The sequence below is a fragment of the Salegentibacter agarivorans genome, assembly GCF_900113135.1.
In the GTDB taxonomy this organism is placed as follows: domain Bacteria; phylum Bacteroidota; class Bacteroidia; order Flavobacteriales; family Flavobacteriaceae; genus Salegentibacter; species Salegentibacter agarivorans.
Genome location: NZ_FOOH01000024.1, coordinates 22,866 through 45,040, shown reverse-complemented (window position 1 = coordinate 45,040; position 22,175 = coordinate 22,866). Strand labels below are relative to the sequence as shown.

At 36.2% G+C, this 22,175-nt stretch carries 22 protein-coding genes; 6 read left to right on the top strand and 16 right to left on the bottom strand.

The features are described 5' to 3' along the window. Nucleotides 1-44: 44 nt before the first annotated feature. The gene (gene greA / locus BM084_RS15250) at nt 45-521 is read right to left on the bottom strand and encodes a transcription elongation factor GreA (protein WP_075325620.1); all 477 of its coding nucleotides are present in this window, start codon (nt 519-521) and stop codon (nt 45-47) included. A gap of 119 nt (nt 522-640) precedes the next feature. Between greA and BM084_RS15245 the strand changes: the two genes are divergently transcribed. After that, nucleotides 641-1,072 carry a Rieske (2Fe-2S) protein gene (locus BM084_RS15245; protein WP_075327891.1) on the top strand — a complete coding sequence of 144 codons (432 nt, stop codon included), beginning with the start codon at nt 641-643 and terminating at the stop codon, nt 1,070-1,072. Between the two features lie 46 nt (nt 1,073-1,118). Here the strand turns inward: BM084_RS15245 and BM084_RS15240 are convergent, their stop codons facing one another. After that, a complete protein-coding gene (locus tag BM084_RS15240; RefSeq protein ID WP_093305846.1) occupies nt 1,119-3,500 on the bottom strand; it encodes a TonB-dependent receptor in 2,382 nt (793 codons plus the stop codon). Between the two features lie 385 nt (nt 3,501-3,885). Between BM084_RS15240 and BM084_RS15235 the strand changes: the two genes are divergently transcribed. After that, nucleotides 3,886-6,303 (top strand): hybrid sensor histidine kinase/response regulator, encoded by a 2,418-nt coding sequence (locus BM084_RS15235; protein ID WP_245764390.1) that lies wholly within the window; start codon nt 3,886-3,888, stop codon nt 6,301-6,303. On the opposite strand, the gene BM084_RS15230 is transcribed toward BM084_RS15235, so the two are convergent. The 9 genes from BM084_RS15230 to BM084_RS15190 form a co-directional block, all read right to left on the bottom strand. After that, nucleotides 6,293-7,645: a sigma-54-dependent transcriptional regulator gene (locus BM084_RS15230; RefSeq protein ID WP_075325617.1), complete on the bottom strand. Its 1,353-nt coding sequence runs from the start codon at nt 7,643-7,645 to the stop codon at nt 6,293-6,295. The two genes, BM084_RS15235 and BM084_RS15230, sit on opposite strands and share 11 nt — an antisense overlap. Nucleotides 7,646-8,066: 421 nt before the next feature. Further along, on the bottom strand, nt 8,067-8,408 hold the full coding sequence (locus BM084_RS15225; RefSeq protein ID WP_075325616.1) for a hypothetical protein: 342 nt from the start codon (nt 8,406-8,408) through the stop codon (nt 8,067-8,069). Nucleotides 8,409-8,849: 441 nt separating this feature from the next. Beyond that, nucleotides 8,850-9,251, bottom strand: a complete 402-nt coding sequence (gene arfB, locus BM084_RS15220; RefSeq protein WP_075325615.1) for an alternative ribosome rescue aminoacyl-tRNA hydrolase ArfB — start codon at nt 9,249-9,251, stop codon at nt 8,850-8,852. A 6-nt stretch (nt 9,252-9,257) separates the two neighbouring features. Continuing rightward, nucleotides 9,258-10,811, bottom strand: coding sequence for a DUF4301 family protein (locus BM084_RS15215; protein WP_075325614.1), 1,554 nt, complete (start codon nt 10,809-10,811; stop codon nt 9,258-9,260). Nucleotides 10,812-10,813: 2 nt separating this feature from the next. Then, the gene (locus BM084_RS15210) at nt 10,814-11,380 is read right to left on the bottom strand and encodes an AAA family ATPase (RefSeq protein WP_075325613.1); all 567 of its coding nucleotides are present in this window, start codon (nt 11,378-11,380) and stop codon (nt 10,814-10,816) included. Next, the gene (pnuC, locus tag BM084_RS15205) at nt 11,341-11,973 is read right to left on the bottom strand and encodes a nicotinamide riboside transporter PnuC (RefSeq protein ID WP_075325612.1); all 633 of its coding nucleotides are present in this window, start codon (nt 11,971-11,973) and stop codon (nt 11,341-11,343) included. Before pnuC ends, BM084_RS15210 begins: the two co-directional genes overlap by 40 nt. Further along, a complete protein-coding gene (locus BM084_RS15200; RefSeq protein WP_075325611.1) occupies nt 11,957-12,217 on the bottom strand; it encodes a thiamine-binding protein in 261 nt (86 codons plus the stop codon). The genes pnuC and BM084_RS15200 overlap by 17 nt, the downstream gene beginning before the upstream one ends. A gap of 160 nt (nt 12,218-12,377) precedes the next feature. Further along, complete coding sequence (locus BM084_RS15195) at nt 12,378-13,070, bottom strand: phosphoglycerol geranylgeranyltransferase (protein WP_075327890.1); 693 nt, start codon at nt 13,068-13,070, stop codon at nt 12,378-12,380. Then, nucleotides 13,070-13,717, bottom strand: a complete 648-nt coding sequence (locus BM084_RS15190; RefSeq protein WP_075325610.1) for a 4'-phosphopantetheinyl transferase family protein — start codon at nt 13,715-13,717, stop codon at nt 13,070-13,072. Before BM084_RS15190 ends, BM084_RS15195 begins: the two co-directional genes overlap by 1 nt. Before the next feature lie 65 nt (nt 13,718-13,782). On the opposite strand from BM084_RS15190, the gene ahcY reads away from it, so the two are divergent. After that, the gene (gene ahcY, locus BM084_RS15185) at nt 13,783-15,099 is read left to right on the top strand and encodes an adenosylhomocysteinase (RefSeq protein WP_075325609.1); all 1,317 of its coding nucleotides are present in this window, start codon (nt 13,783-13,785) and stop codon (nt 15,097-15,099) included. 138 nt (nt 15,100-15,237) lie between these two features. On the opposite strand, the gene BM084_RS15180 is transcribed toward ahcY, so the two are convergent. The 4 genes from BM084_RS15180 to BM084_RS15165 all read right to left on the bottom strand — a co-directional run bounded on the left by BM084_RS15180 (nt 15,238) and on the right by BM084_RS15165 (nt 17,052). Further along, nucleotides 15,238-15,585, bottom strand: a complete 348-nt coding sequence (locus BM084_RS15180; protein WP_093305844.1) for a putative signal transducing protein — start codon at nt 15,583-15,585, stop codon at nt 15,238-15,240. A 115-nt stretch (nt 15,586-15,700) separates the two neighbouring features. Next, nucleotides 15,701-15,961, bottom strand: a complete 261-nt coding sequence (gene rpmA / locus BM084_RS15175) for a 50S ribosomal protein L27 (protein ID WP_075325607.1) — start codon at nt 15,959-15,961, stop codon at nt 15,701-15,703. Nucleotides 15,962-15,989: 28 nt separating this feature from the next. Then, the gene (gene rplU / locus BM084_RS15170; RefSeq protein ID WP_075325606.1) at nt 15,990-16,484 is read right to left on the bottom strand and encodes a 50S ribosomal protein L21; all 495 of its coding nucleotides are present in this window, start codon (nt 16,482-16,484) and stop codon (nt 15,990-15,992) included. 103 nt (nt 16,485-16,587) lie between these two features. Next, entirely contained in the window at nt 16,588-17,052 is a 465-nt protein-coding gene (locus BM084_RS15165; RefSeq protein ID WP_075325605.1) for a DUF4199 domain-containing protein, read from the bottom strand. A gap of 299 nt (nt 17,053-17,351) precedes the next feature. Here BM084_RS15165 and BM084_RS15160 point away from each other — a divergent pair, with 299 nt between their 5' ends. The 3 genes from BM084_RS15160 to BM084_RS15150 all read left to right on the top strand — a co-directional run bounded on the left by BM084_RS15160 (nt 17,352) and on the right by BM084_RS15150 (nt 21,232). Next, nucleotides 17,352-18,659: a M16 family metallopeptidase gene (locus BM084_RS15160; protein WP_075327889.1), complete on the top strand. Its 1,308-nt coding sequence runs from the start codon at nt 17,352-17,354 to the stop codon at nt 18,657-18,659. A 17-nt stretch (nt 18,660-18,676) separates the two neighbouring features. Beyond that, nucleotides 18,677-20,737, top strand: coding sequence for a M16 family metallopeptidase (locus BM084_RS15155; RefSeq protein ID WP_075325604.1), 2,061 nt, complete (start codon nt 18,677-18,679; stop codon nt 20,735-20,737). A gap of 75 nt (nt 20,738-20,812) precedes the next feature. Beyond that, a complete protein-coding gene (locus BM084_RS15150; protein ID WP_143083672.1) occupies nt 20,813-21,232 on the top strand; it encodes a hypothetical protein in 420 nt (139 codons plus the stop codon). Between the two features lies 1 nt (nt 21,233). Here the strand turns inward: BM084_RS15150 and BM084_RS15145 are convergent, their stop codons facing one another. Further along, a complete protein-coding gene (locus tag BM084_RS15145) occupies nt 21,234-22,139 on the bottom strand; it encodes a DMT family transporter (RefSeq protein ID WP_093305842.1) in 906 nt (301 codons plus the stop codon). Between the last annotated feature and the right edge of the window lie 36 nt (nt 22,140-22,175).

Here is a 22,175-nt window from a genome sequence, read left to right as displayed (position 1 = left end):
AAGGTATTGGAAAAGGATTTCACAAACTGTTAAATACCGGAAACTTATTCTCTCCAGATCTCTAAAATTTCAAATTTCATCTTACCGCTGGGTACATCTATTTCCGCTGTATCCCCCACTTCTTTACCGAGTAATCCCTTTCCTATAGGAGAATCTACCGAGATCTTACCCGTTTTTAAATCGGCTTCACTCTGTGCTACCAGCTTATATTTTACTTCGGCCCCACTTGTTTGGTTTTTTATTTTCACGTGGGAATGTACCAACACTTTAGAAGTATCTAATTGAGATTCATCTATAACTCTTGCATTGGCCACCACTTCTTCTAATTTTGAGATCTTCATTTCTAAGAGACCCTGAGCCTCTTTGGCAGCATCATATTCTGCATTCTCACTTAAATCTCCTTTATCACGGGCTTCGGCAATAGCTTCTGAAGCTTTAGGCCGTTCTACATCACGTAGCTGATTAAGTTCATCCCTCAACTTTTTTAATCCCTCTTCAGTATAATAAGATACTTTGCTCATAACTTCATCGTTTATATAAATAGAAAAAATCCCATAGCACGACGGGATTTGTTTAACAAATATAATAAATTTACGCCTTGAAAACAATAATAATATTTAGCGAAAAAATTGCCGATATCATGAAAAAACCTCTTTTTTTCCTTCTATTTTCAGTAATTTTTAGCGCTTGCTCCACCAATGATGACAATGACTTTAATAACCCGAACCTAATAGATTTGAATTTTAGACTTCAACTAAACCTGGATTTTCCTGAATATAATGATCTTCAATTTCCTGGGAATAGCTTTACTACCTACAACGAAGGCATAAAGGGTGTGGTGGTTTATAATATAAATAATTCACAATACACTGCTTTTGAATTAAGCGACCCCAATCATCCGCCGAATAATTGTTCTGCAATGACGGTTGAAGGGATTATTGCTACCTGTAACTGTGAAGATGCAAATTCTTATAATATAATTACTGGTGAATTAATGGAAGGCGAAGGAGAATACTCTATGAAACCTTACCGAATTGAGCGCCGTAGTAATACTATTGAGGTTTATAATTAAAAACCTCCCCCCTCCTGGGAATAGGACGAGAGAGGCGACAAACAAATTAAAATTTCAAAGTAATTCCGGCTAAAAAGTTTGTGGTGGCCTGCGGATAATAGCCCGCACCATCTAAGGTTTGTAAACCTGTAGTAGTATCTGGATTTTCTACATTAAAAGTGTAATAGTAACCGTTGGATACATATTCTTCTCCCAAGATATTATTTACCAAACCTGTAAAAACAACTTCTTTAAAGAAAGGTGCATTTCGCCAGGTATACTGAATATTAAAATCGTTCACAAAATAAGCGTCCAGCTTAGAGTTTTCGGCTTCAATATTACTCATATATTGCTCTCCTACATATTTTGAAAGCATGCTCAATTCTAATCCTTCTGCGGGTAAGTAAGTAATTCGGTTTCCTCCTACTATAGAAGGAGAGAAGGAAATTTCTGTATTTCCAAAATCAACTAATTCTCCATTCCAGGTAGAAACAAAATCTATATTTTTATTTCGGCTTAAAGCCAGGTTGGGTCTAATAAATATTTTATCTGAAAGCCTAATAACGGCATCTATTTCCAAACCTAAACGATAACTATTTCCGCTATTTTCACGAATAAAAGCGCCAACATCATCAATACCACCAGTAAGTACTAATTGGTTTTGATAATCCATATAATAAAAGTTGGTGTTTAGTTGAACCGATGGTGTATTATGGCGCCACCCTAATTCAAAATCGTTTAATTCTTCGTGTTCAGGTTCGCCGTTTTCGTAGTCGCTGCGGCGTGGTTCCCTATTAGCACGGGCATAAGAAAAATAGAACTGATTTTGATCATTTAAAGCATAGGTTAATCCGGCTTTAGGATTAAAGAAGTTAAATGAATCATCTACCAGAAATTCAGTTCCTTCAGATAACATTCCTACGGTTTCATAATCTATCGTTCTTACCTGAAGGTCTAAATAAGCCGCCAGTTTTTCTGAAACTGCATAAGTTGCTTTTCCGTAGAGATTAAAATCGGTTTTAGTTCCTGTATTTTCGTAATAAGGCTCATAGGGATCGTTATTCCTGGCAAATCGCGTGTAAATCACATCTCCAAAATGATCTCCAATATATCGGTTCCAGCCACCTCCAACAATCACATCCCAATCCTGATCCTGATAATTCAAGCTGAAAACGCTTCCGTAGAAATGATTATCCAGCCATTTGGTTCCAACAAGATCTGAGGTGGTTACTTCTTCACCATCAGCCTGGAAATTCTCCAGCCCAAATTCATTTAAAGTAGCGTCTTCTTTATATTCTTCATAATAACCGCGCCCGTAAGTATAATGAAAAGCAAGGTTAGAAGACCAGTTCTTGTTATACTCCTGATTCCACAATAACTGATAATGATCCTGCTTGTAATTATCGGTTTGATTATCGTAAAATTTAGTATTTCCTTCATCATCGGTATAAACCCCGGCGGGATTGTATGTTCTATCATTTTCGAGAGTTTCAGCATCAATTCCGTACCAGGCCTGGTAAGTTCTTTCACTTCCGCCAAAAGTAATGGCTTTTACTAAGGTGTTTTCGTCTACATAAGTTCCTTGCAGAAAATAAGACTTTAAATCACTACTGGCGCGATCTATATAGCCGTCACTTTTTATTTGAGAAGCTCGACCTGCAAATTCCCAATGATCGTCTATAAGCCCTGTACTGAATTTCACGGTGTGCTTGTGCGTATTAAAAGAACCGTAACTATTGGCAATTTCTGCATTTGCTTCTTCGCTATAACCATCGGTTAAAATATTAAGGCTGGCACCAAAAGCTCCTGCGCCATTTGTAGAAGTACCTACACCACGTTGCAGTTGCAGATTTTCTACAGAAGAGGCAAAGTCTCCAAGGTTTACCCAAAAAGTTCCAAGACTTTCGGCATCATTATAGGGAATTCCATTTATAGTAACATTTGTACTGGTGGGGCCGCTACCTCTAACCCTAATCCCGGTATAACCAACGCCTGCTCCCGCATCACTAGTAGTAACCACGTTTGGCATATAATTCATTAACACCGGAATATCCTGACCCAGGTTTCTATCTTCAATTTCTTCGTTAGTAAGATTACTGTAGGTAATTGGCGATTTCGCACTTACCCGCACCGAAGAAAGAAAAACTTCGTCCAAAACTTCCTGTACATCGCTAAGATCTACATCCAGGGTTTTATCCTGATCCAGTTTTACTTTTAAGGTTTTTTGGTTTCCATAGGAAAATACCAGGTTATACTCACCTTCTTCAAGCTCAAGGCTGTACCTGCCATTCTCATCGGTAGTGGTGCCATCGCCTGGTTCTACGGCATAAACTGCGACTCCTTCAACCGGAGTTTCGCCACGGGTAACTGTTCCCTGTAAAGTGTGAGTTTGAGCAACGGCTTGCAATGAAATTAAGCAGAGGCCGGTAAAAAATAATAAAGATTTCATTCGTAATAAATTATTTACGAATAAAAGGGGCTATTATTCTTTGGTTAAAATTAGATAAAAAAAAATCCTGAAATTGCCCACCGGTGTTATGGCATTTTCAGGAGTAACATACGTTTGCGCTACTTGCGCGTATCCCTTGGCAGCATTACCTGCCCAGGTTCTTTGGGTATGATCTCAGCCACACTTAAGTGGCACCCCTTTGAGATTTGCGGCAAATGTATAAAGCTTTTATGGAATTCCCATAATTTTGGAGCCAATAATTCAGCCCTATAAACCATTAGCTTAGCAAAGGACTTCAAATTTAAACAGGTACGAAAATTATAAGATCCAGGATTATGCTATTTTCATTTCGTTTAAATGGTGTAATTTTGGTTGTAACAGTTCTATGCGAAACACAAAGCAGTCAATAACTTATAAAGTGATTGGCGGATATCTTTTGATAGCCGCACTGGCAGCCCTTGCCGTATGGTTTGTATGGAAACAGGTGGTTGCTTTTAGTGAAGTTTCAGAAAATAACAGCAACAATAATGAGCAATTATTTCTGCTAAGTGATATTACTACCAGTCTTTTTGAAACCGAAAATTTAAGCAGGCAGCTTATTCAAACCGGAAATGAAGCCGATTTGGAAAAGTATCAACTTCAAATAGACAGTATTCAACTTGATATCCAAAATTTAAAAAACAGCTATGCTGATAATTCTATGAAAAATGAATTAGACAGTATTGCTGAATTGCTTTCAGACAAAACCTCCAACCTCCAGGAACTTTACAAATTAAGGGAGCAGCAACGTAACCAAAATTATTATTCGCAGGTTTTAAATGAACTTAGAAAAGTAGACCCTTCTTTTAACGATTACAATTACAGGCAACGTTTCTCCAACCTGGAACCGCACCAACGCAGGTTATTAATTAGGTTGCTGGAATATTCCCGAGAAGATAACGCTGAACAACTCACCAACCGCACCGCCGATTCTATTATTGGTTCGGTTAGAAATGTACTAAGCCAACTGGAGATTGCCAATAGGAGGTTTCAAAACACGGTAGACGAAAAGGAACAGCAATTCCTTGAAAACGATATGATTATTAACCAGCAGCTAAGACGTTTGCTGGGAAAAATTGAGCAGGAAGAACGGGAAGCATCTATACAACGCGCCAAAATCTCTCAAAATATGATTGAAGAAAGTTCGCAAATCTTCCTTATAGCAGGAATTGTGAGTTTCTTAATTATTTTACTGTCACTTATTTTTATAATTCAGGATATTACTAAAAGTCAGCAATACCGAAGAGAATTAGAAGAAGCCAAAGATTTTGCTGAAAGTTTGCTAAAGAAACGTGAGCAATTTATGGCTGCAATTACCCACGATTTACGCTCTCCACTAAACACACTTATTGGCTACACAGATCTAATTGAAAAATCTTCGCTAAATAGCAAGCAGTCGCATTATATGGATCAGGTGAAGAAATCCTCTAATTTTATTCTGCATTTAGTAAACGATTTATTGGATCTTTCTAAGCTGGAAGCAGGTAAAATGACTGTGGAAAAACTTCCTTTTAACCCCGCAAAACTTATAAGAGACACCGTTTATAACTCTTTACCGGCCACAAAGAATGAAAAGGTGGAGGTGATTTTTGAAGCTTCAGAAGAAACCGATACACAGGTGCTTAGTGATCCCTTTAGAATAAAACAAATTATCGCCAACCTCATCACTAATGCCTGTAAATTTACCCACGAAGGAGAAATAAGAGTAGGTATTCATCTTAAAAAAGAAATTGAAGATAGCTATTGTCTGATTATTTCGGTAAAAGACACCGGGATAGGAATTTCCAAAGAAAAACAGGATGAGATTTTTGAAGAATTTTCACAGGAAAATACGAAAATTGAAAAAGCATATGGCGGTACCGGCCTGGGACTTACTATCACAAAAAGTCTTACCGAATTACTAAAAGGCGATCTAAAGCTTGAAAGTGAGCAGGGACAAGGTAGTGAATTTACAGTTTTTATTCCGGTTAGAAAACTTCCTGGCGAGGCAACAACAACCGCAGAAGTATCAACACTTGTAGAAATGCCAGACCTGAGCGGTAAAACTGCCCTTATTGTTGATGATGAACCATCGCAGCTTTCTTTAACGCGGGAATTGCTAAAATCTATGGGAATGCAATGCGACAGTGCCCTAAACGGAAATGACGCACTGAAAAAACTGGAAAATAAAAACTATTCTTTGGTTTTAACCGATATTCAAATGCCAGAAATGGATGGTTTTGATCTTATTAAAAATATCAGGAAAAAATATAAAGTAAGTGAATTACCGGTGATAGCTTTATCTGGCAGGACCGATATTGATGCTGAAACTTATAAACTTGCCGGATTTAATAAAAGCCTTTTAAAACCTTATAAACCCGGAAAATTACAACAAAGTATTGCCGAAATTTTTAAACTTAACCTGAAGCAAAAAGTAAATAATAACCTCCAGAATTCTACGAAAAATACTTATGATTTGCAGGATATTTATGATTTTTCGGCTGGAGATCAAAAAGCAGTACAAACCATTTTAGAAGCTTTCATAGAAAGTTCCAGATCGCAAATTGAACTTATTGCCATTGCCAGGAAGAAAAATGATGCTAAAGAGGTAGCGCGCCTGGCGCATAAAATGGTGCCTATGTTAAAACAAATAAATGCCAGGCAGCAGGCAGGGCAATTTGAAAGACTGGAACAACAAGAAGTTTTTTCTGATGAAGAATTTCTACAGCTAAAAGCTAACATTTTAAATTTAATGGAAGAACTGGAGCAGGAGATTAAAGTTTAATATCGTATTGCTTTAGCTTATTATAAAGGGTTTTACGATCTATAGAAAGCAATCTTGCCGCCTTACTTTTATTACCACCAGCTTTCTCCAAAGCGTCTAAAATAAGCTGTTCTTCGTTCTTATTTTTAAATAAACCGTATTCAGTTTCTGTATTAGATTGGGAAGCAGTGGCTATTTCATGAGGCAATACTTTAAGAGGAATCATATCATCTTGCGTTAGCAGTACCGCACGTTTTACCATATTCTTTAACTCCCTTAGGTTTCCCGGCCAGTTATAGTTTTTAAAAGCTTCAATAGCACTTTCGGTAAAACCAATCACATTTTTTTCCAATTCAGCATTTGCTTCTTCCAAAAAATATTCAGCAAAAAGCATTAAATCTTCTTTGCGCTCTTTTAAAGCAGGAACTTTAATAGAGAATTCATTAAGACGGTGATAAAGATCTTCCCTAAACTCCCCTTCTTTCACCGCTTGCGCAAGATCTTCGTTAGTGGCCGTGATTACCCTTATATCTACCTGAATTTCATTATTACTTCCTACCGGTTTTATTTTTCTTTCCTGTAAAGCTCGTAGTAATTGCACCTGGAGTTCATAACTTAGGTTTCCAATTTCATCAAGAAAAAGAGTACCACCGTTTGCCGCTTCAAAATGCCCGGTTTTATCGTTTATAGCACCGGTAAAAGATCCTTTTAAATGACCAAAAAATTCACTGGACGCCAGTTCTCTAGGAATAGCACCACAATCTACAGCGATAAAAGGGGCATCAGCACGTTTACTTTGTTTATGGATACTTTTTGCAACCTGTTCTTTTCCGGTTCCACTTTCTCCCATAATTAAAACCGACATATTGGTTGGAGCAACTAATTCTATATAATCACTTAGTTTTAAAGCAGCTTCACTAACACCTTTCACAAAACTCGTCCCTTGCAAAGAATCTGTTCTTTGTGTTTTCTCAGGTCTTTTTTCAACAGTGGGTTGTACTTCTGTATGGGTTAAAGCATTTTTAATTGTTTGTAAAATAGATTCTGGTCTAAATGGTTTGGAAACATAATCGAAAGCACCATTTTTCATAGCTTCTACAGCCATGCTAATTTCAGCATAACTGGTCATAATAATAACCTGCGTACCGGCATTTTCTAACTTTACCTGTTTTAAGATATCAAGACCACTAGTGTCTGGCAATCTTACATCTGAAAGGATAAGGTTAAAAAAATTAGCTTTAAGTTTCTTAAAAGCTTCTAAGCCAGAAAAAACCAATTCAACCTCATAGTCGCGCTTGATTAAAAATGTTTTCAACATAGTCCCAAAAGGAACATCATCTTCAACTATAAGGATTTTTGTCATTGATCTCAATTTAAATCGTCTTGCAAATTTAACAATCTAAAATTCATTGGGTTTAAAATAAGCATAAAAAAAGAGACCTCGTTAAAGGTCTCTATCAATGACAATCTAAATTTTTATTAAAAAGTGTCATTGGGTGGTATCCATTTTCCAGACTACATTAAGTAAATCGTCATAAATCTTTCAGCTTAACTTAAACGGCTAAAAGTGTTAGTTAGCAGGTCCCAATGGTCCTAAAACCGTTCAAGTTTACATTCTACCCTAAATATACAGAATTTTCTACTTACTTTATGTTATTTTCTGGTGCCGAAGGAGTTGGTTTCTCTTAAATTCCAGCTAAAATTTCTTAAAAAAAATTTCCGTTGGAAGTTTGTAGGGTAAATATATCCAACGGAAATTTAAGGTTAGTTAGCAAGTAGTTAATCTATTTCTCTTCTTTTTTGATCCAATTTCCCTCAGCATCGATGTAAGCTTTTTTCTTTTCACCATCTACATTAAGTGATAGTTTATATACTTTCTTACCCTCTTTTTCTTTTACCCAGGCTTCTTCAGCTACGGCTCCATTCATATCGGTCATTACCGCATCTTTAATTGCTTGCGGAAGAGCCAATACATCAACTTCTTTATAATCGTCTTTTGTTTCCTGAGCTTCTTCTACGCTCTCAATTTGTTCCATTTCTTCTGGCTCTTCTACCTGCGCTTGTGCATTTTGACTGAATAAGAACATTCCGGCTGCAGCCATTAAAGTTAATACTAGCTTTTTCATAATAATAAGGTTTTAAGTTTGTGGTTTAAATATGATAGGTATAAAGGAAGAATTATACCAAAGTCTTATAATATTAACTAACTATCTAACAATAAGCTTTTTACAAAATACGCAATAAATTAATTGGGAATTTGTTATGTAGAAAGCTGGGGTTTTTAAGAGAACATTATGTAGAAATGTAGAATTACTAATTTTATGAAACAAAAAAAGAGACCCTAAGGCCTCTTTTTCTCCGAAAATCTAAATTATACAACAGTATCTTAAGCTGCTATATTTAATATTAATTTAGCAATAATTACATATAAAAAATTGTACCAGTAAAATCCTACAATTTTAATCTATTGAAAATTAACATTTTAAAATTTTATTGTTTTTAGGTTTTCACAAAACCAGGGATATTCTTGTAGATTTTTTCTACACTTATGTAGAAAAAGGCCTCACTTATTTTAAAGGATCGTTTCTTCTAGCTTTCTTTTCAGCATTAATCTTTTTCGCTTTTAGGCGTTTTAACTTTGCAGCTTTGCTGGGTTTAGTTTTCTTTCTTGGTTTTGGTTTTTTAATATTCTCCCGAAGTAATTCAAAGAATTTTGCAATTACCAGCTCTTTGTTTTTATGCTGACTTCTACTTTCTTCACTATTGAGAATTAAAAGGTTCTCTTTGGTTAATCGAGTAGCCAGTTTTTTAATTAATCGCGCTTTCTCTTCTTCTAAAAGTCCTTCTGAAGCTTCTAAATCAAAATAAAGTTCAACTTTAGAAGAAGTTTTATTAACGTGCTGCCCGCCGGCACCAGAACTGCGCACGGCTTTAAAACTAAGTTCCCGTATTATTTGTTGCTCGTCCAAAACAAATTATTTGGCCTGATGAGAGGGTTTTAAAAGATCGGCTACTGTTTTTACCGGGTTAAAGGTCTCTACCGGAACTTCTACAAAAACCGTATTCCAGTAAGCCATACCGCCATTCCATAAGCCAGGGCGCTCCAGGGCTTTTAGAGGTTTGCCATCTTTGGTTTTATCTGCAATAAAACTCATATTTTCATCTACATAATTATTAAGATCAAAACTTTCTCCTTTATGGTTTTTAAGGCTACACGCTATATCTACCGGATTAAAATGTGTAGAATTATTTAGAATCTCTAATTGCTCTGAATTATTTTTATCTATTTGCGCACCTTCAATAATTTGAAGCGAGATCTCTCCATCTTCATTTTTAACTAAGAAAGGTCCGCCGCCGGGTTCACCTTCGTTTTTCACCATTCCGCAAACTCTTAATGGACGGTCTAATTTTTTACACAAATATTGCGTTTTTTCTTCCCCCGTAAATTTGTTAAAAGATGAAGTTACCTTTACAAACAGTTCATTCTCCAAAAATTCAGCAATCTCGTCTAATTTAGCTTCAGAATTATTCCCACCGTCAAGGTTTTGCATATATTCAAAAACCTGGTTTTGCAGCGCTATTAATTTACCACCCAGCATTTTTTTCATTTCTACCACTTTTGGCAAATTGGTATTAACGACCACGTTATCTATATTTTTAACAAAAATAAGATCGGCTTCTTGTTTATTCAGATTTTCTATTAATGCACCATGCCCGCCGGGTCTAAAGAAAATCCTGTTATCTTCATCTCTAAAGGGATTATTTTCTTTATCCACCGCAATCGTATCCGTTTTTGGATCCTGGTTAGAATAAGAAATTTCAAATTTAGTGTGATTAGCCTCTTCTACTCTTTCTTTAATGTTTTCAAATTCTTCTTCAAACTTCTCTTTATCACCTTCAGCTACAGTAAAATGTAGTTTTGTCACGCCGTTTACTGAAAGATATTTCGCTGCACTATGCAAATGCTCTTCAAAAGCCGTAGCGGTATAATCGTTATATTGGTGGAAAGGAACCAAACCTTTTGGCAAGTCGCTTAACCCAAGTCCATTTTCATACAACATGGTTTTCACCAAAATCAGATGTCGTTTGTCATTAGATTTTTCTGAAAAATCTGGGTGATTTTCTTTGGCTTTTTTGGAAGCGACTTTATAAAATGGAAGTTTATCCATTTTCTCAAAAAACAACTGAAGGTTTTTATCATCTTTACTGTCTAAATAATCTCGTAAGCTTGTTTTTTCAGGATCAAATTCATCTGCAAAATTGTGAAATGCCTTAAACATTCGTGTTGCCGCGCCAGAAGCGGGTACAAATTTTAAAAGGTCTAAATGCTCCTTTTTATCTTCAAATGTTTGAATATATTTTTTTTGATCTTCTACTGAATAGACAAAAATGCCATTTCCTACGGTCGCCGCCTGTTGAATATCTACTTTTATATTTCCTCTTTCAAATATCTGGATTTGTCTTTCAACCTCCTGGGTTGATAATCCTTTTTCCTCAATTTGCAAAATGTCTATTTCGCTAAACTCCACGTCTATTTATTTTTTAAAAGTTCGTCTATTTTCTTTACCGCAGTTTTAAAACGTTCCTCTAAATCTCCTTTTAGAATCACGTAAGGTTTTTTACTGTTTTTAAGAGCAGCTTCAAACCTTTTAAACATCCCAATACGGTCTTCTGGTTTATCCCGAAGGTCATCGGGCGTCCACGGTACGTCAATATACGTTAAAAAGTAGAGATCGTAAATGTTGTTTAACGCATGTTTAAGAAGTTGAGGATCGCAAAACCCTTCGTAATAGGCTTCAGAATAAACCTTTAGCTCTAAAAGATCGGTATCGCTAATTAGGAGTTTATTAGCCTTTTTAGTGAGTGTATTTTCACGATTCATTTGGCCTTCAGCAATGGGAATCATATCTTTTGGTTCGCAAACTCTTTGCTCATTATCCCATTTTTCCTGAAGATAATCCCGCATAAATTCTTCTACCCAAAGCGTGTTATAATGTTTTGCCAGCATCTCTGCCAGGGTGGTTTTTCCCGTAGATTCTGGTCCAAAAAGAACCACTTTTAAGACGGACGAAGGTCGTTGCGCAAGTTTTTCTGCCATGCTTTATAGCCGTATATAGCGATTATAGTAAAAACAAAATATTGAAGTGCCGTTAAAGTAAAACCTTTATAAAAATAGAGTGGTACAGAAATAACATCACCAATAATCCAGAAAATCCAGTTTTCAATCTTTCTATTGGCCATTTGCCACATTCCCACGAAAAAAATAGCGGTTGTAAACGTGTCTACATAGGCCGTCCAGTTGTTCCATTTATCAAAATACTCGTAAACAGCGAATACAAAAAGCAAGGTCGCAATAAAAATAAACAGACTTTGCCAATTCTCCTTTCTGGTAGTATTGGTTATGGGTGTATAATGTTCTTTATCTACTTTTCTTGTCCAAATATACCAACCATAAATGCTCATAGAAAAATAATAGGCGTTAATCATCATATCTCCCAGCAATTCCCATTGCCAGAGCAAATAAACAAATATCATGGTACTTATAATCCCAGTGGGATAAACCAGAATGTTATTTTGCTTGGAATAAATGACCGAAAGAAAGCCGAAAATTACCGCAATTACTTCCAGGATAATAAATAAAGTAGAATACCCGTAATACTGGTCAAAGAAAAAATCAAAAATCGGCTGCATAGTCGCTAAGATCAGATTTTACAATTTTTATATAGATAAGTCCGTTATCAATGGTTTCAAAAACATTTTTGATTTCTGAATTCAATAAATTCATCACCTCATCATACTCTCCATAAACCTGGGTACTTAACGGGTTTTCTTTTATTGCTAATCCTGAAGCCCTTAATTTTTTAATAAAAGCAATGATTTTTGGTTCAAAATCGTCCTGCAACGGACTTAAGGTTAATTCTACTGAAATTTTCATGATTGAAATTTTACCCACGAATATTTTACTGGACTTTCTGTGGAAGCCAAATTTAAAGATTTGAAATTAGTATTGTTGTGCCTTAAACTAACAATTTGTGAAGCTTTATTTTTTTGGACTACCACAAATTAGATTCTGAATAAATTCAGACTGACGTCTACTAATTTTCAAATTGTGTTCCCATAACGATCATATCAGCTCCAGCTTTATAGGCCTTTTTCTGTTGTTCTAAACTTCGAATTCCGCCACCTACTATCAAAGGAATATTTATTGCTTTATTTACTTCAGTAATAATTTCTTCGGAAACCGGAAAATCGGCACCACTTCCTGCTTCCAGGTAAATAAGATTTTTTCCTAGAAATTGACCGGCAAGTGCGGTATTTACAACTGAAGTAACTTCAGATTGCGGAATAGGCTTTGTACAGCTTACTCGCTGCACAGCGCATTCTTTCCCACCCTCAATTAGAATATAAGCCGTCGGAATAATTTCCAGTTTGCTATTCTTTAATTTTTCTACAGATTTTACCTGTTGCTCTATTAAGTACTCAGGGTTTCTTCCGGAAAGAAGGCTTAAAAAAAGCAATGCATCTGCTGTTTCTGTAATTTGTGAATAATCTCCTGGAAACAGAATAACCGGAAAATCGGTTTCAGCTTTAATCGCTTTTACGGTTTTTTCGGTTTTAAAATTTTCCACCGTACTACCGCCTACAAAAATATGTGTAGTTTGTTTTGGTAATTTTTCCAGGTATAATTTTGTTTCCGCTTCTATAAATTTATCGGGATCTATTAAAATGGCGAGTAGTTTTTTTCCATTAGTCGCAGCCTGGAAAATTTCAGCATAAAAATTCCGCATTAACTTTGGACTTTTTTCGAACCTTCCCAACCATACACACAGGTAAAACCTTCAAATTCCAAAAAATTCATCTCGTAAAAAGACTCTTTTCCTTTAAAGTTCACTTTCGCGGTTGTTTCGGCGTCATCAAAATCAAAATCGGTCACATTTATGTGCTGTAAAAACCCTAGACCCGGTTCGGCATACATTTTATAAATAGATTCTTTAGCACCCCAAACAATAGTGAGTTTTCTTATTAAAGCCTCTTCGTTTGCAACGGTATGATATTCACTAAGCGGGGTGAATTTATTGGCAATTTTGAGAATTTTATCGCGGCGTTTTTCAATATCTATTCCCACCTTTTCATCACTTAAAATAATAGCCGTAAAATTAAAAGAATGGGTAATGGAGATATTCTTACCATTTTTTAAATGGGGTTTCCCTAAATCGTCATAAAATAAATCGTGATCTACATAGCCCGCTTCGGCCATTAAATGGCGAATACTCATAAAACCACGACGGTGAATTTCAGATTTCATTCCCTTTACGCGATTTTGGCAATGTTCGGTTAATTCTATCCCTTCGCTAAGTTCTTCAAAAGGTTCTTCTACCTTCCAAATGAAGACTTTAGTATGCGGGTTTACTGTTATTGTTTTGTAAAGTGGCATGTAGGTTTGTTATAGATTCCTTATTTTTGCGAGACAAAAAATTGCTAATATTCAAATATAATAATATGTCGACTAAAACAGTGCCGTATACCGCTTATAAAGTTAAGGATATTTCCCTGGCGGATTGGGGAAGAAAAGAGATAGAACTCGCCGAAGCTGAAATGCCGGGATTAATGTCCCTGCGTGAAGAATATAAAAATGAACAACCATTAAAGGGAGCCAGAATTGCCGGATGTCTTCACATGACCGTGCAAACTGCAGTACTTATTGAAACACTTATTTCTTTAGGGGCCGATGTAACCTGGAGCTCTTGTAATATTTTTTCTACACAAGATCACGCTGCAGCTGCAATTGCTGCCGCAGGAATTCCCGTTTACGCCTGGAAAGGAATGACCGAGGAAGAATTTAACTGGTGTATAGAACAAACCCTGTTTTTTGGTGAAGAGCGCGAGCCGTTGAATATGATCCTTGATGATGGTGGCGATCTTACCAATATGGTTTTTGATAAGTACCCGGAGCTTGCTGAGGGAATCCGCGGACTTTCAGAAGAAACCACTACAGGAGTTCACAGACTTTACGAAAGAATGAAAAACGGAACTTTGGTAATGCCGGCTATTAACGTGAACGATTCGGTTACCAAATCTAAGTTTGACAATAAATATGGATGTCGCGAAAGTGCTGTTGATGCTATTCGCCGGGCTACTGATGTAATGCTTGCCGGAAAACGCGTTGTAGTTTGTGGTTATGGAGATGTTGGTAAAGGTACTGCCGCTTCGTTTAAAGGTGCGGGATCCATTGTTACCGTTACGGAAATTGACCCAATTTGTGCGCTACAAGCTGCGATGGACGGGTTTGAAGTGAAAAAACTGGAAACTGTACTTCCTAAGGCTGATATTGTAATTACAACTACAGGAAATAAAGATATAGTTCGCGGAGAGCATTTTGAAGCGATGAAAGACAAAACCATCGTTTGTAACATCGGGCATTTTGATAATGAAATCGATGTTGCCTGGTTGAATAACAATCACGGGGATTCAAAAGACACTATAAAGCCTCAGGTAGATAAATATACTATCGCCGGGAAAGACATTATTCTTTTAGCGGAAGGGCGATTGGTGAATCTTGGTTGTGCTACAGGCCACCCAAGCTTTGTGATGAGTAACTCATTTACCAACCAAACTTTGGCACAAATTGAACTTTGGAAAAATTCTGATAAATACGAAAATGAAGTTTATATGCTACCTAAGCATTTAGACGAAAAGGTTGCCAAACTTCACCTTGAAAAAATTGGAGTAGAATTAACCGAACTTAAAGATTACCAGGCTAAATATATTGGCGTGGAAGTGCAAGGCCCATATAAGCCCGAGTATTATAGATATTAATTTAGTCATTTCCGCAAAGGCGGAAATCTATTTAAATTTATTTGAAAATTTTAGACCTCACAGATTTCCAAAATCTGTGAGGTCTTTTTATTTATTATACGTCATCCTGAACATGTTTCAGGATCTAAAAAATCATTTCTAATTACCACTCATAAACCATACAAAGAAAATAATAGCAATAAGCACCACAAGTGCAGCTAGCAAGACAAATACCCATTTCCCTACTTGAGGTTTTGTTCTTTTGGGTTTTGAAATATTATGAGACTGGCCCAAAAAACCACTTCTTTTAATGATTTCTGTAGCTTTTTCTCTATCGCTTTCCGCCACTTCAATTCTAAGTCCGTCGTTGCCAAGTGCACCAATATTGGTCGCATTATCGGTAGCTTCTCCGTAAGACCGGTAATCTAATTGTTCATCATCAAAAAGATTTTTAATAATAGAATGTTCATTTCGGTCAGAGGTGCGAAAAACGTCTATATATTTCATAACATATAACTTAAAGTCTAAATTAAAGATACAAAAAAACCCCTTCTGAATTTCAGAAGGGGTTTCGATATAATTCTAAGAATAAAATTCTTTATCTCCAATAAGAGTGTAAGACTTATGCTTCAAACGGTTCTATAGAAACGTAAGATTTATTATTCTTTGTTTTAGAAAACTTTACTACGCCGTCTACTTTAGCGTGTAATGTATGGTCTTTTCCTGCATATACATTCTCACCTGGATTATGTGCAGTACCTCTTTGTCTAACAATAATATTTCCGGCTACGGCTGCCTGACCGCCAAAAATTTTCACGCCTAAACGTTTCGATTCTGACTCTCTACCGTTCTTGGAACTACCGACTCCTTTTTTGTGTGCCATTTTACTTTAGTTTTAAGTAGATTAATATTTAACTTAAAGCTTCAATTAATTCAGCTTTCTTCATAGAAGAGTAGCCTTCAAGACCTTTCTCCTTCGCCATCTCTTTCAATTCAGCTACGGTGTATTGATTTAAATCTTCCGATTTACTATCAGTTTTGGCTTCTTTCTTAGGTGCTTCTTCTTTTTTAGTTGAAGCAGCTTTACTTCCACCTTTTACATCGATGCTTTCAATTACGATTTCGGTTAAAGATTGACGGTGACCGTTTTTCTTTTTGTAACCTTTACGTCTTTTCTTTTTGAAAACAATTACTTTGTCTCCTTTAAGGTGACGGGTGATTTTTGCTCCTACTAGAGCACCATCTATAGCCGGGGCGCCAAGGTTTATGCTGTCACCATCTCCGGTAAGAAGAACTTTGTCAAAAGAAACGCTGTCTCCTTCTTCTCCGCTTAGACGGTTAACAAACACCTTCTGGTCTTTTGCAACTTTAAATTGCTGCCCTGCTATCTCTACAATTGCATACATAGTGTTGTGATTAATTAATTTATGCTAAAAATTTACGCTTACTTTTTTCGCAAGCGGGTGCAAATATACTTCTAATTAATTAATTCACAAAGCCTAAAAAACTTTAATAAGTATGTTCCTGTCCTTCTTTAGTATTCCAGGAATCTTTAAATAACTGCATATAGGCTAAAGTAAGCACCAGGCTGGTTGCAAACCCCATAACCGCCACTACAAAAAGCACTATACCAATATCGGTTCCATAATCGGTGCGCCACATATTAATAAGGTTATTTAAAAAATCTGGGTTTAACTCTGTGGCATATAATGCAAAGAAGATAGTAAATAAAATAGTGGCATTAAAACCGGTAAGCAGGCTCGCCATAAAACCTTTTTGATATTTAAATTTTGAACCTTTGGAGCTTCTATATGCCTTTAAAGCCAGCCACATTCCGCCAGCCATAATTACCCCGTTAAATAAACTGAATAAAGGATAAATGTGTAAATTAAAGAGCGATAGGATTAAAAAATAGACAATAAGTCCTACTGCAATTATGAGACTGTATTTAATTGGAACACTAAAATTCTTCATAGCTTTTGGTTGGTGTTTTATTTATTAAACGAATTGCAGACCGGGGAACTTTTAACCCATTTACTAATTACAAGTTTGAAAAATGTTAGTCCCGGGCCCTGAAACCGCTTTACTTTAAAAGTAAATTTCTAAAAAAAGTGCCGGTTTTTAGCTTAATAGCTTGTTAATTTTGACACTATTCGCACAAATACATTAATTTCTTCATTATTCTGAAATTATGCTGTAACAAAATACGATATTCAAACACTAATACAATGCATTAATGAAAAATCTATTAAAAAATGATTAAAAACTTAAAGATGGCTGCCTTTGCATTAGTTTGTAGCGCAGCAGGAATTGCCCAGGAGGTAGAATTTACCGAGTACGACCTGGATAACGGATTACACGTAATTTTACATCAGGACAACACGGCTCCCGTGGCGACCGTTGGAGTAATGTACCACGTAGGTGCTAAGGACGAAGAAGAAGGCCGTTCTGGCTTTGCTCACTTTTTTGAACACCTTTTATTTGAAGGTACCGAGAATATTGAGCGTGGAAAATGGTTTGATATTGTAGCTGCAAATGGCGGTAGCAATAATGCCAACACCACGCAAGATCGTACTTATTATTACGAGACGTTCCCTTCTAACAACCTTGAATTAGGTTTATGGATGGAGTCTGAAAGAATGTTTCACCCGGTTATTAACGAGGTAGGCGTAGAAACTCAAAACGAGGTTGTAAAAGAAGAAAAGCGCTCTCGTATTGATAACGCTCCTTATGGAAAGATTATTTATTCCACAGGTATCAATAAATATGTTTTTGATAAGCACCCTTACAAAAACTCGGTTATTGGCACCATGGAAGATCTTGACGCAGCCGAGCTAGACGAATTTAAAGCTTTCTTCGATAAATATTATGGGCCAAACAACGCTACTTTAGTTGTTGCCGGTGATATAGAAATTGATGAAACTAAAGAAATGATCGAGAAGTATTTTGCTGAAATTCCTGAAGGAAAGGAAGTAGAAAGAGTTTCTGTTAAAGAAGAACCAATTACTGAAACTATTACAGCAACAGAATACGATAGTAACATTCAAATTCCGGCCAAATTATTTGTTTACCGCACGCCTTCTATGAAAGAAAAAGATGCTTATATCCTTGATATGATCTCTTCAATTCTTACTGATGGGAGAAGCTCAAGAATGTACAAGAAAATGGTAGACGAAGAAAAAACCGCGCTACAGGTATTAGCATTCCCAAGATCTCAGGAAGATTACGGAACTTACGTTATGGGTGCTCTTGCTTTAGGAGAAACTCCACTAGATACTTTAGCTGCTTCTATGGATGAAGAAATCGATAAACTTCAAAACGAATTGATTTCAGAAAAAGAATATCAAAAACTTCAAAATAAATTTGAGAACCGTTTTGTAAATTCTAACAGTAGTATCCAGGGAATCGCTTCTTCATTGGCAACGTACAATGTACTTTATGGGGATACAGATCTTATTAACGAAGAGATTGAAATCTACAGAGACATCACCAGAGAAGATATTAAAAGAGTAGCTAACGAATATCTTAACGAAAACCAACGTTTAGAGTTAGATTACCTTCCAGAAAGCGAAAAGGAATAACATTAAAAAAATATAGAATGAAATTTAATATACTCACATTATTTATAGCTTGCTTTTTGACCACAGCGGCAATTGCGCAGGTAGACCGTTCTAAACAACCGGAACCGGGACCGGCCCCAAAGATTAACCTTGGGCAGCCAGATGAATTTACATTAGATAACGGATTAAAAGTTTTGGTAGTAGAAAACCACAAACTTCCAAGAGTTTCTGCGTCCTTAATTATAGACAATAAACCTCACGCCGAAGAAAAACCTGCTACTGCTGCTTTGGTTTCTTCTTTACTGGGTACGGGAACCGAGAATATGTCTAAAGACGATTTTAACGAAGAAATAGACTTTTTAGGAGCCAATGTTAATTTTGGATCAGAAAGCGTTTATGCTAGTTCGCTTTCTAAGTTTTTCCCAAGAGTTATGGAACTTATGGCTGAAGGAGCTTTAAAACCAAAATTCACCCCGGAAGAATTTGAAGCTGAAAAGAACAAACAAATTGAAAGCTTAAAATCTATTAATAAAGATGTAGGTTCTATCGCCAGCCGTGTAAGTGCTGCTTTAGCCTATGGAGCTAACCACCCTTACGGTGAGTTTGCCACGGTAGAAAACACTGAAAAAGTTTCTCTCGAAGACGTAAAAGGTTTTTACAATAATTACTTCAAACCTGCCAATGCTTACCTTGTTATAGTTGGTGATGTAAAGACTTCTGAAGTAAAAAAACTTGCCAAGAAAAATTTTGGAGACTGGAAAGCCGGTGCTCCAAAAGAGCAAGACTTACCTAAAGTAGCTAACGTGAATGAAACACAAATCAACTTGGTTGATATGCCAAACGCGGTACAGAGTGAGTTAAGACTTCAAAATACCATAGATTTAAAAATGGCAGATGAAGATTACTTCCCTGTATTGGTAGCAAACCAAATTCTTGGTGGTAGTTTTGGAAGTTACTTAAATATGAACCTTCGTGAAGACAAAGGTTATACTTACGGAGCCAGAACAAGCACAGGTGCAGACAAGTATGCTTCAAGATTTGTTGCACAGGCAAGCGTTAGAAACGCGGTAACCGATAGCGCAATTGTAGAATCTTTAAAAGAGATTAAAAGAATTAGAACCGAGCCTGTAGATGCTGAAATGTTGGAAAACGCTAAAAGCAAATTCGCCGGTGATTTCGTATTAAGATTAGAACAACCGTCTACCATCGCTAATTACGCGCTTAACATCAAGACAAACGATCTTTCAGATGATTTTTATGAAACTTTTCTTGAGAAAATAAATGCAGTTACTGCAGATGATATTCAACGTGTAGCTAACAAATATTATCAAACCGATAATATGAGAATTGTAGTTGCAGGTAAAGCTTCAGAAATTGCTGAAAACCTTGAAAAAGTTGAATTTAACGGAAAAACAATTCCGGTTAAATATTACAACAAACTTGGTGAGGAAGTTGAAAAACCACAAGCTAAAAAAGTTGACGCTTCAGTAACCGTAGAAAAAGTTTACGAAAATTATATTGAAGCTGTTGGCGGACGTGATGCTGTTGAAGAAGTAGAAAGTGTAGTTATGAAAGCTGAAGCTAGCGTACAGGGAATGGCGCTAAACCTAACCATGAAAAGAACTATGGATGGTAAACTAAACCAGGAAGTTTCTGTTGGCGGTAACGTTATGAGCAAACAGATTTTTGATGGTGAAGCTGGATTTGTAATGGCGCAAGGTCAAAAGATCCCTTACAACGAAGACCAAATTAAAACTGCTAAAATAGATGCTAATCCATTTCCGGAATTAAAGGTGGGTGACGCAACTTTAGAAGGAATTGAAACTGTTGAAGGTGTAGATGCTTATGTTGTTGCACTTAGCGACAATTACAAAGCTTACTACAACGTAGATAGTGGCTTAAAAATGCAAACTGTACAAACTGTATCTCAGGCTGGGCAAACAATGTCTATCCCTACAGGGTACAGCGATTATCAGGAAGTTGAAGGAGTTAAATTTCCTTTTAAAATGACTCAGGCTGCAGGCCCACAAACATTTGAATTTGATGTTACTGAGATCCTTGTTAACGAAGGTGTTTCAGCTGAAGATTTTGAAGAATAGTGATTTTTTATTAATGTTAGAGAGAACCGGCCAGCAATGGTCGGTTCTTTTATTTTAAAACCAAATCTATATTTTATGGAATTTGAAACCAACAAACATCTTTTACCATCTTATTTTAAGATTATCTCTTTTGTAATTGCCGGCTTAGCATTAATTTCTGCGATAATTAGTTTTAATGAAAACCTAGACCCCAACATATTGTTACCGCTTGGGAAATACTTGTTCCTGTTAGCGCTGGCATTTTTCTCATTTTCAAAAGAAAAAAATGAGAAAAAATCTTTTAATCAACTTAGGTTAAAATGTCTGATCCCGGCAATAATTTTCGCTAACATCTTCTTTCTTTTCGAAACTTTTATGGAGTTATTTAAATCGGTTGAGCATCGTGAATTTATGTCTGCCTTTGAGGTTTTATTGATCTTCCATGTCTATTATTTAGTTTCCTTTTACTATTACAAAAACAAGCAGAAGAAAGCACAAAAAACTGTTCAGGTTTAGATCAGGTAGCCTGTTTTCTATACTTAGAAAACACTTTTTTAGATCGGTTTACAATAAATACCCCTATTAAGATCACAAAAGCTGAAATTAACTGCCAGGTACTAAAAACCTCACCATCTAAAATTCCCCAACCTAAGGCTACTACTGGAATAGTATAGGTTACAGAAGTAGTAAAAACCGGGTCTGAGATCTGTACCAGCTTATTAAAAATTATCATGGCTACACCCGTCCCAATTATTCCTAAAATAGCAACATACCCTATAGATTCCTGAAGCACGATATTGGAAAGGTCTTTTTCAAAAAATCCTGAGAAATATAAAATTATCAGTGTTGGAATTAGCAGGACGGTAAAACTACCCGTCGCAATACCCAACGGACTAATACCGCTCATATGGGTTTTAAGAATATTTACATTCATTGCGTAACAGGAAGCCGCTATTATAACTAAAAGCGAATAAAGGTAATTCTGGTCTGGGTTAATACTGGCACCGCTTAAAATAAGTCCGGCAGTACCCAGGAGACCAATAGCCACCCCAATTATTTTATTTTGATTAAATACCGCTTTAAAAAACACTGCGCCAAAAATAAGCGTCATTAAAGGTGTTGTAGCATTCAGGATAGAAGCTACTGCGCTGTCAATTTCAGTTTCAGCGAAAGAAAAGAGATAAACCGGAAAGAAATTTCCCAGGAACCCCACCAGTAGTATCCATTTCCACTGGCTTTTTTTAATCTTCATTATAGATTTAAAACCAATAAGAATTAGAAAAACAGCGGCAAATATTATTCGGAAGGATCCAACTTCTATAGCCGATAATCCTACCAGCCCTTTTTTTATAAGAATAAAGGAACTTCCCCAAACAATAGATAACATAATGAGGTAGACCCATTTTAATTTCTCTAATGGCATAAATTCTCGATTTTAAGCTGCAAAAATCGTTATTCC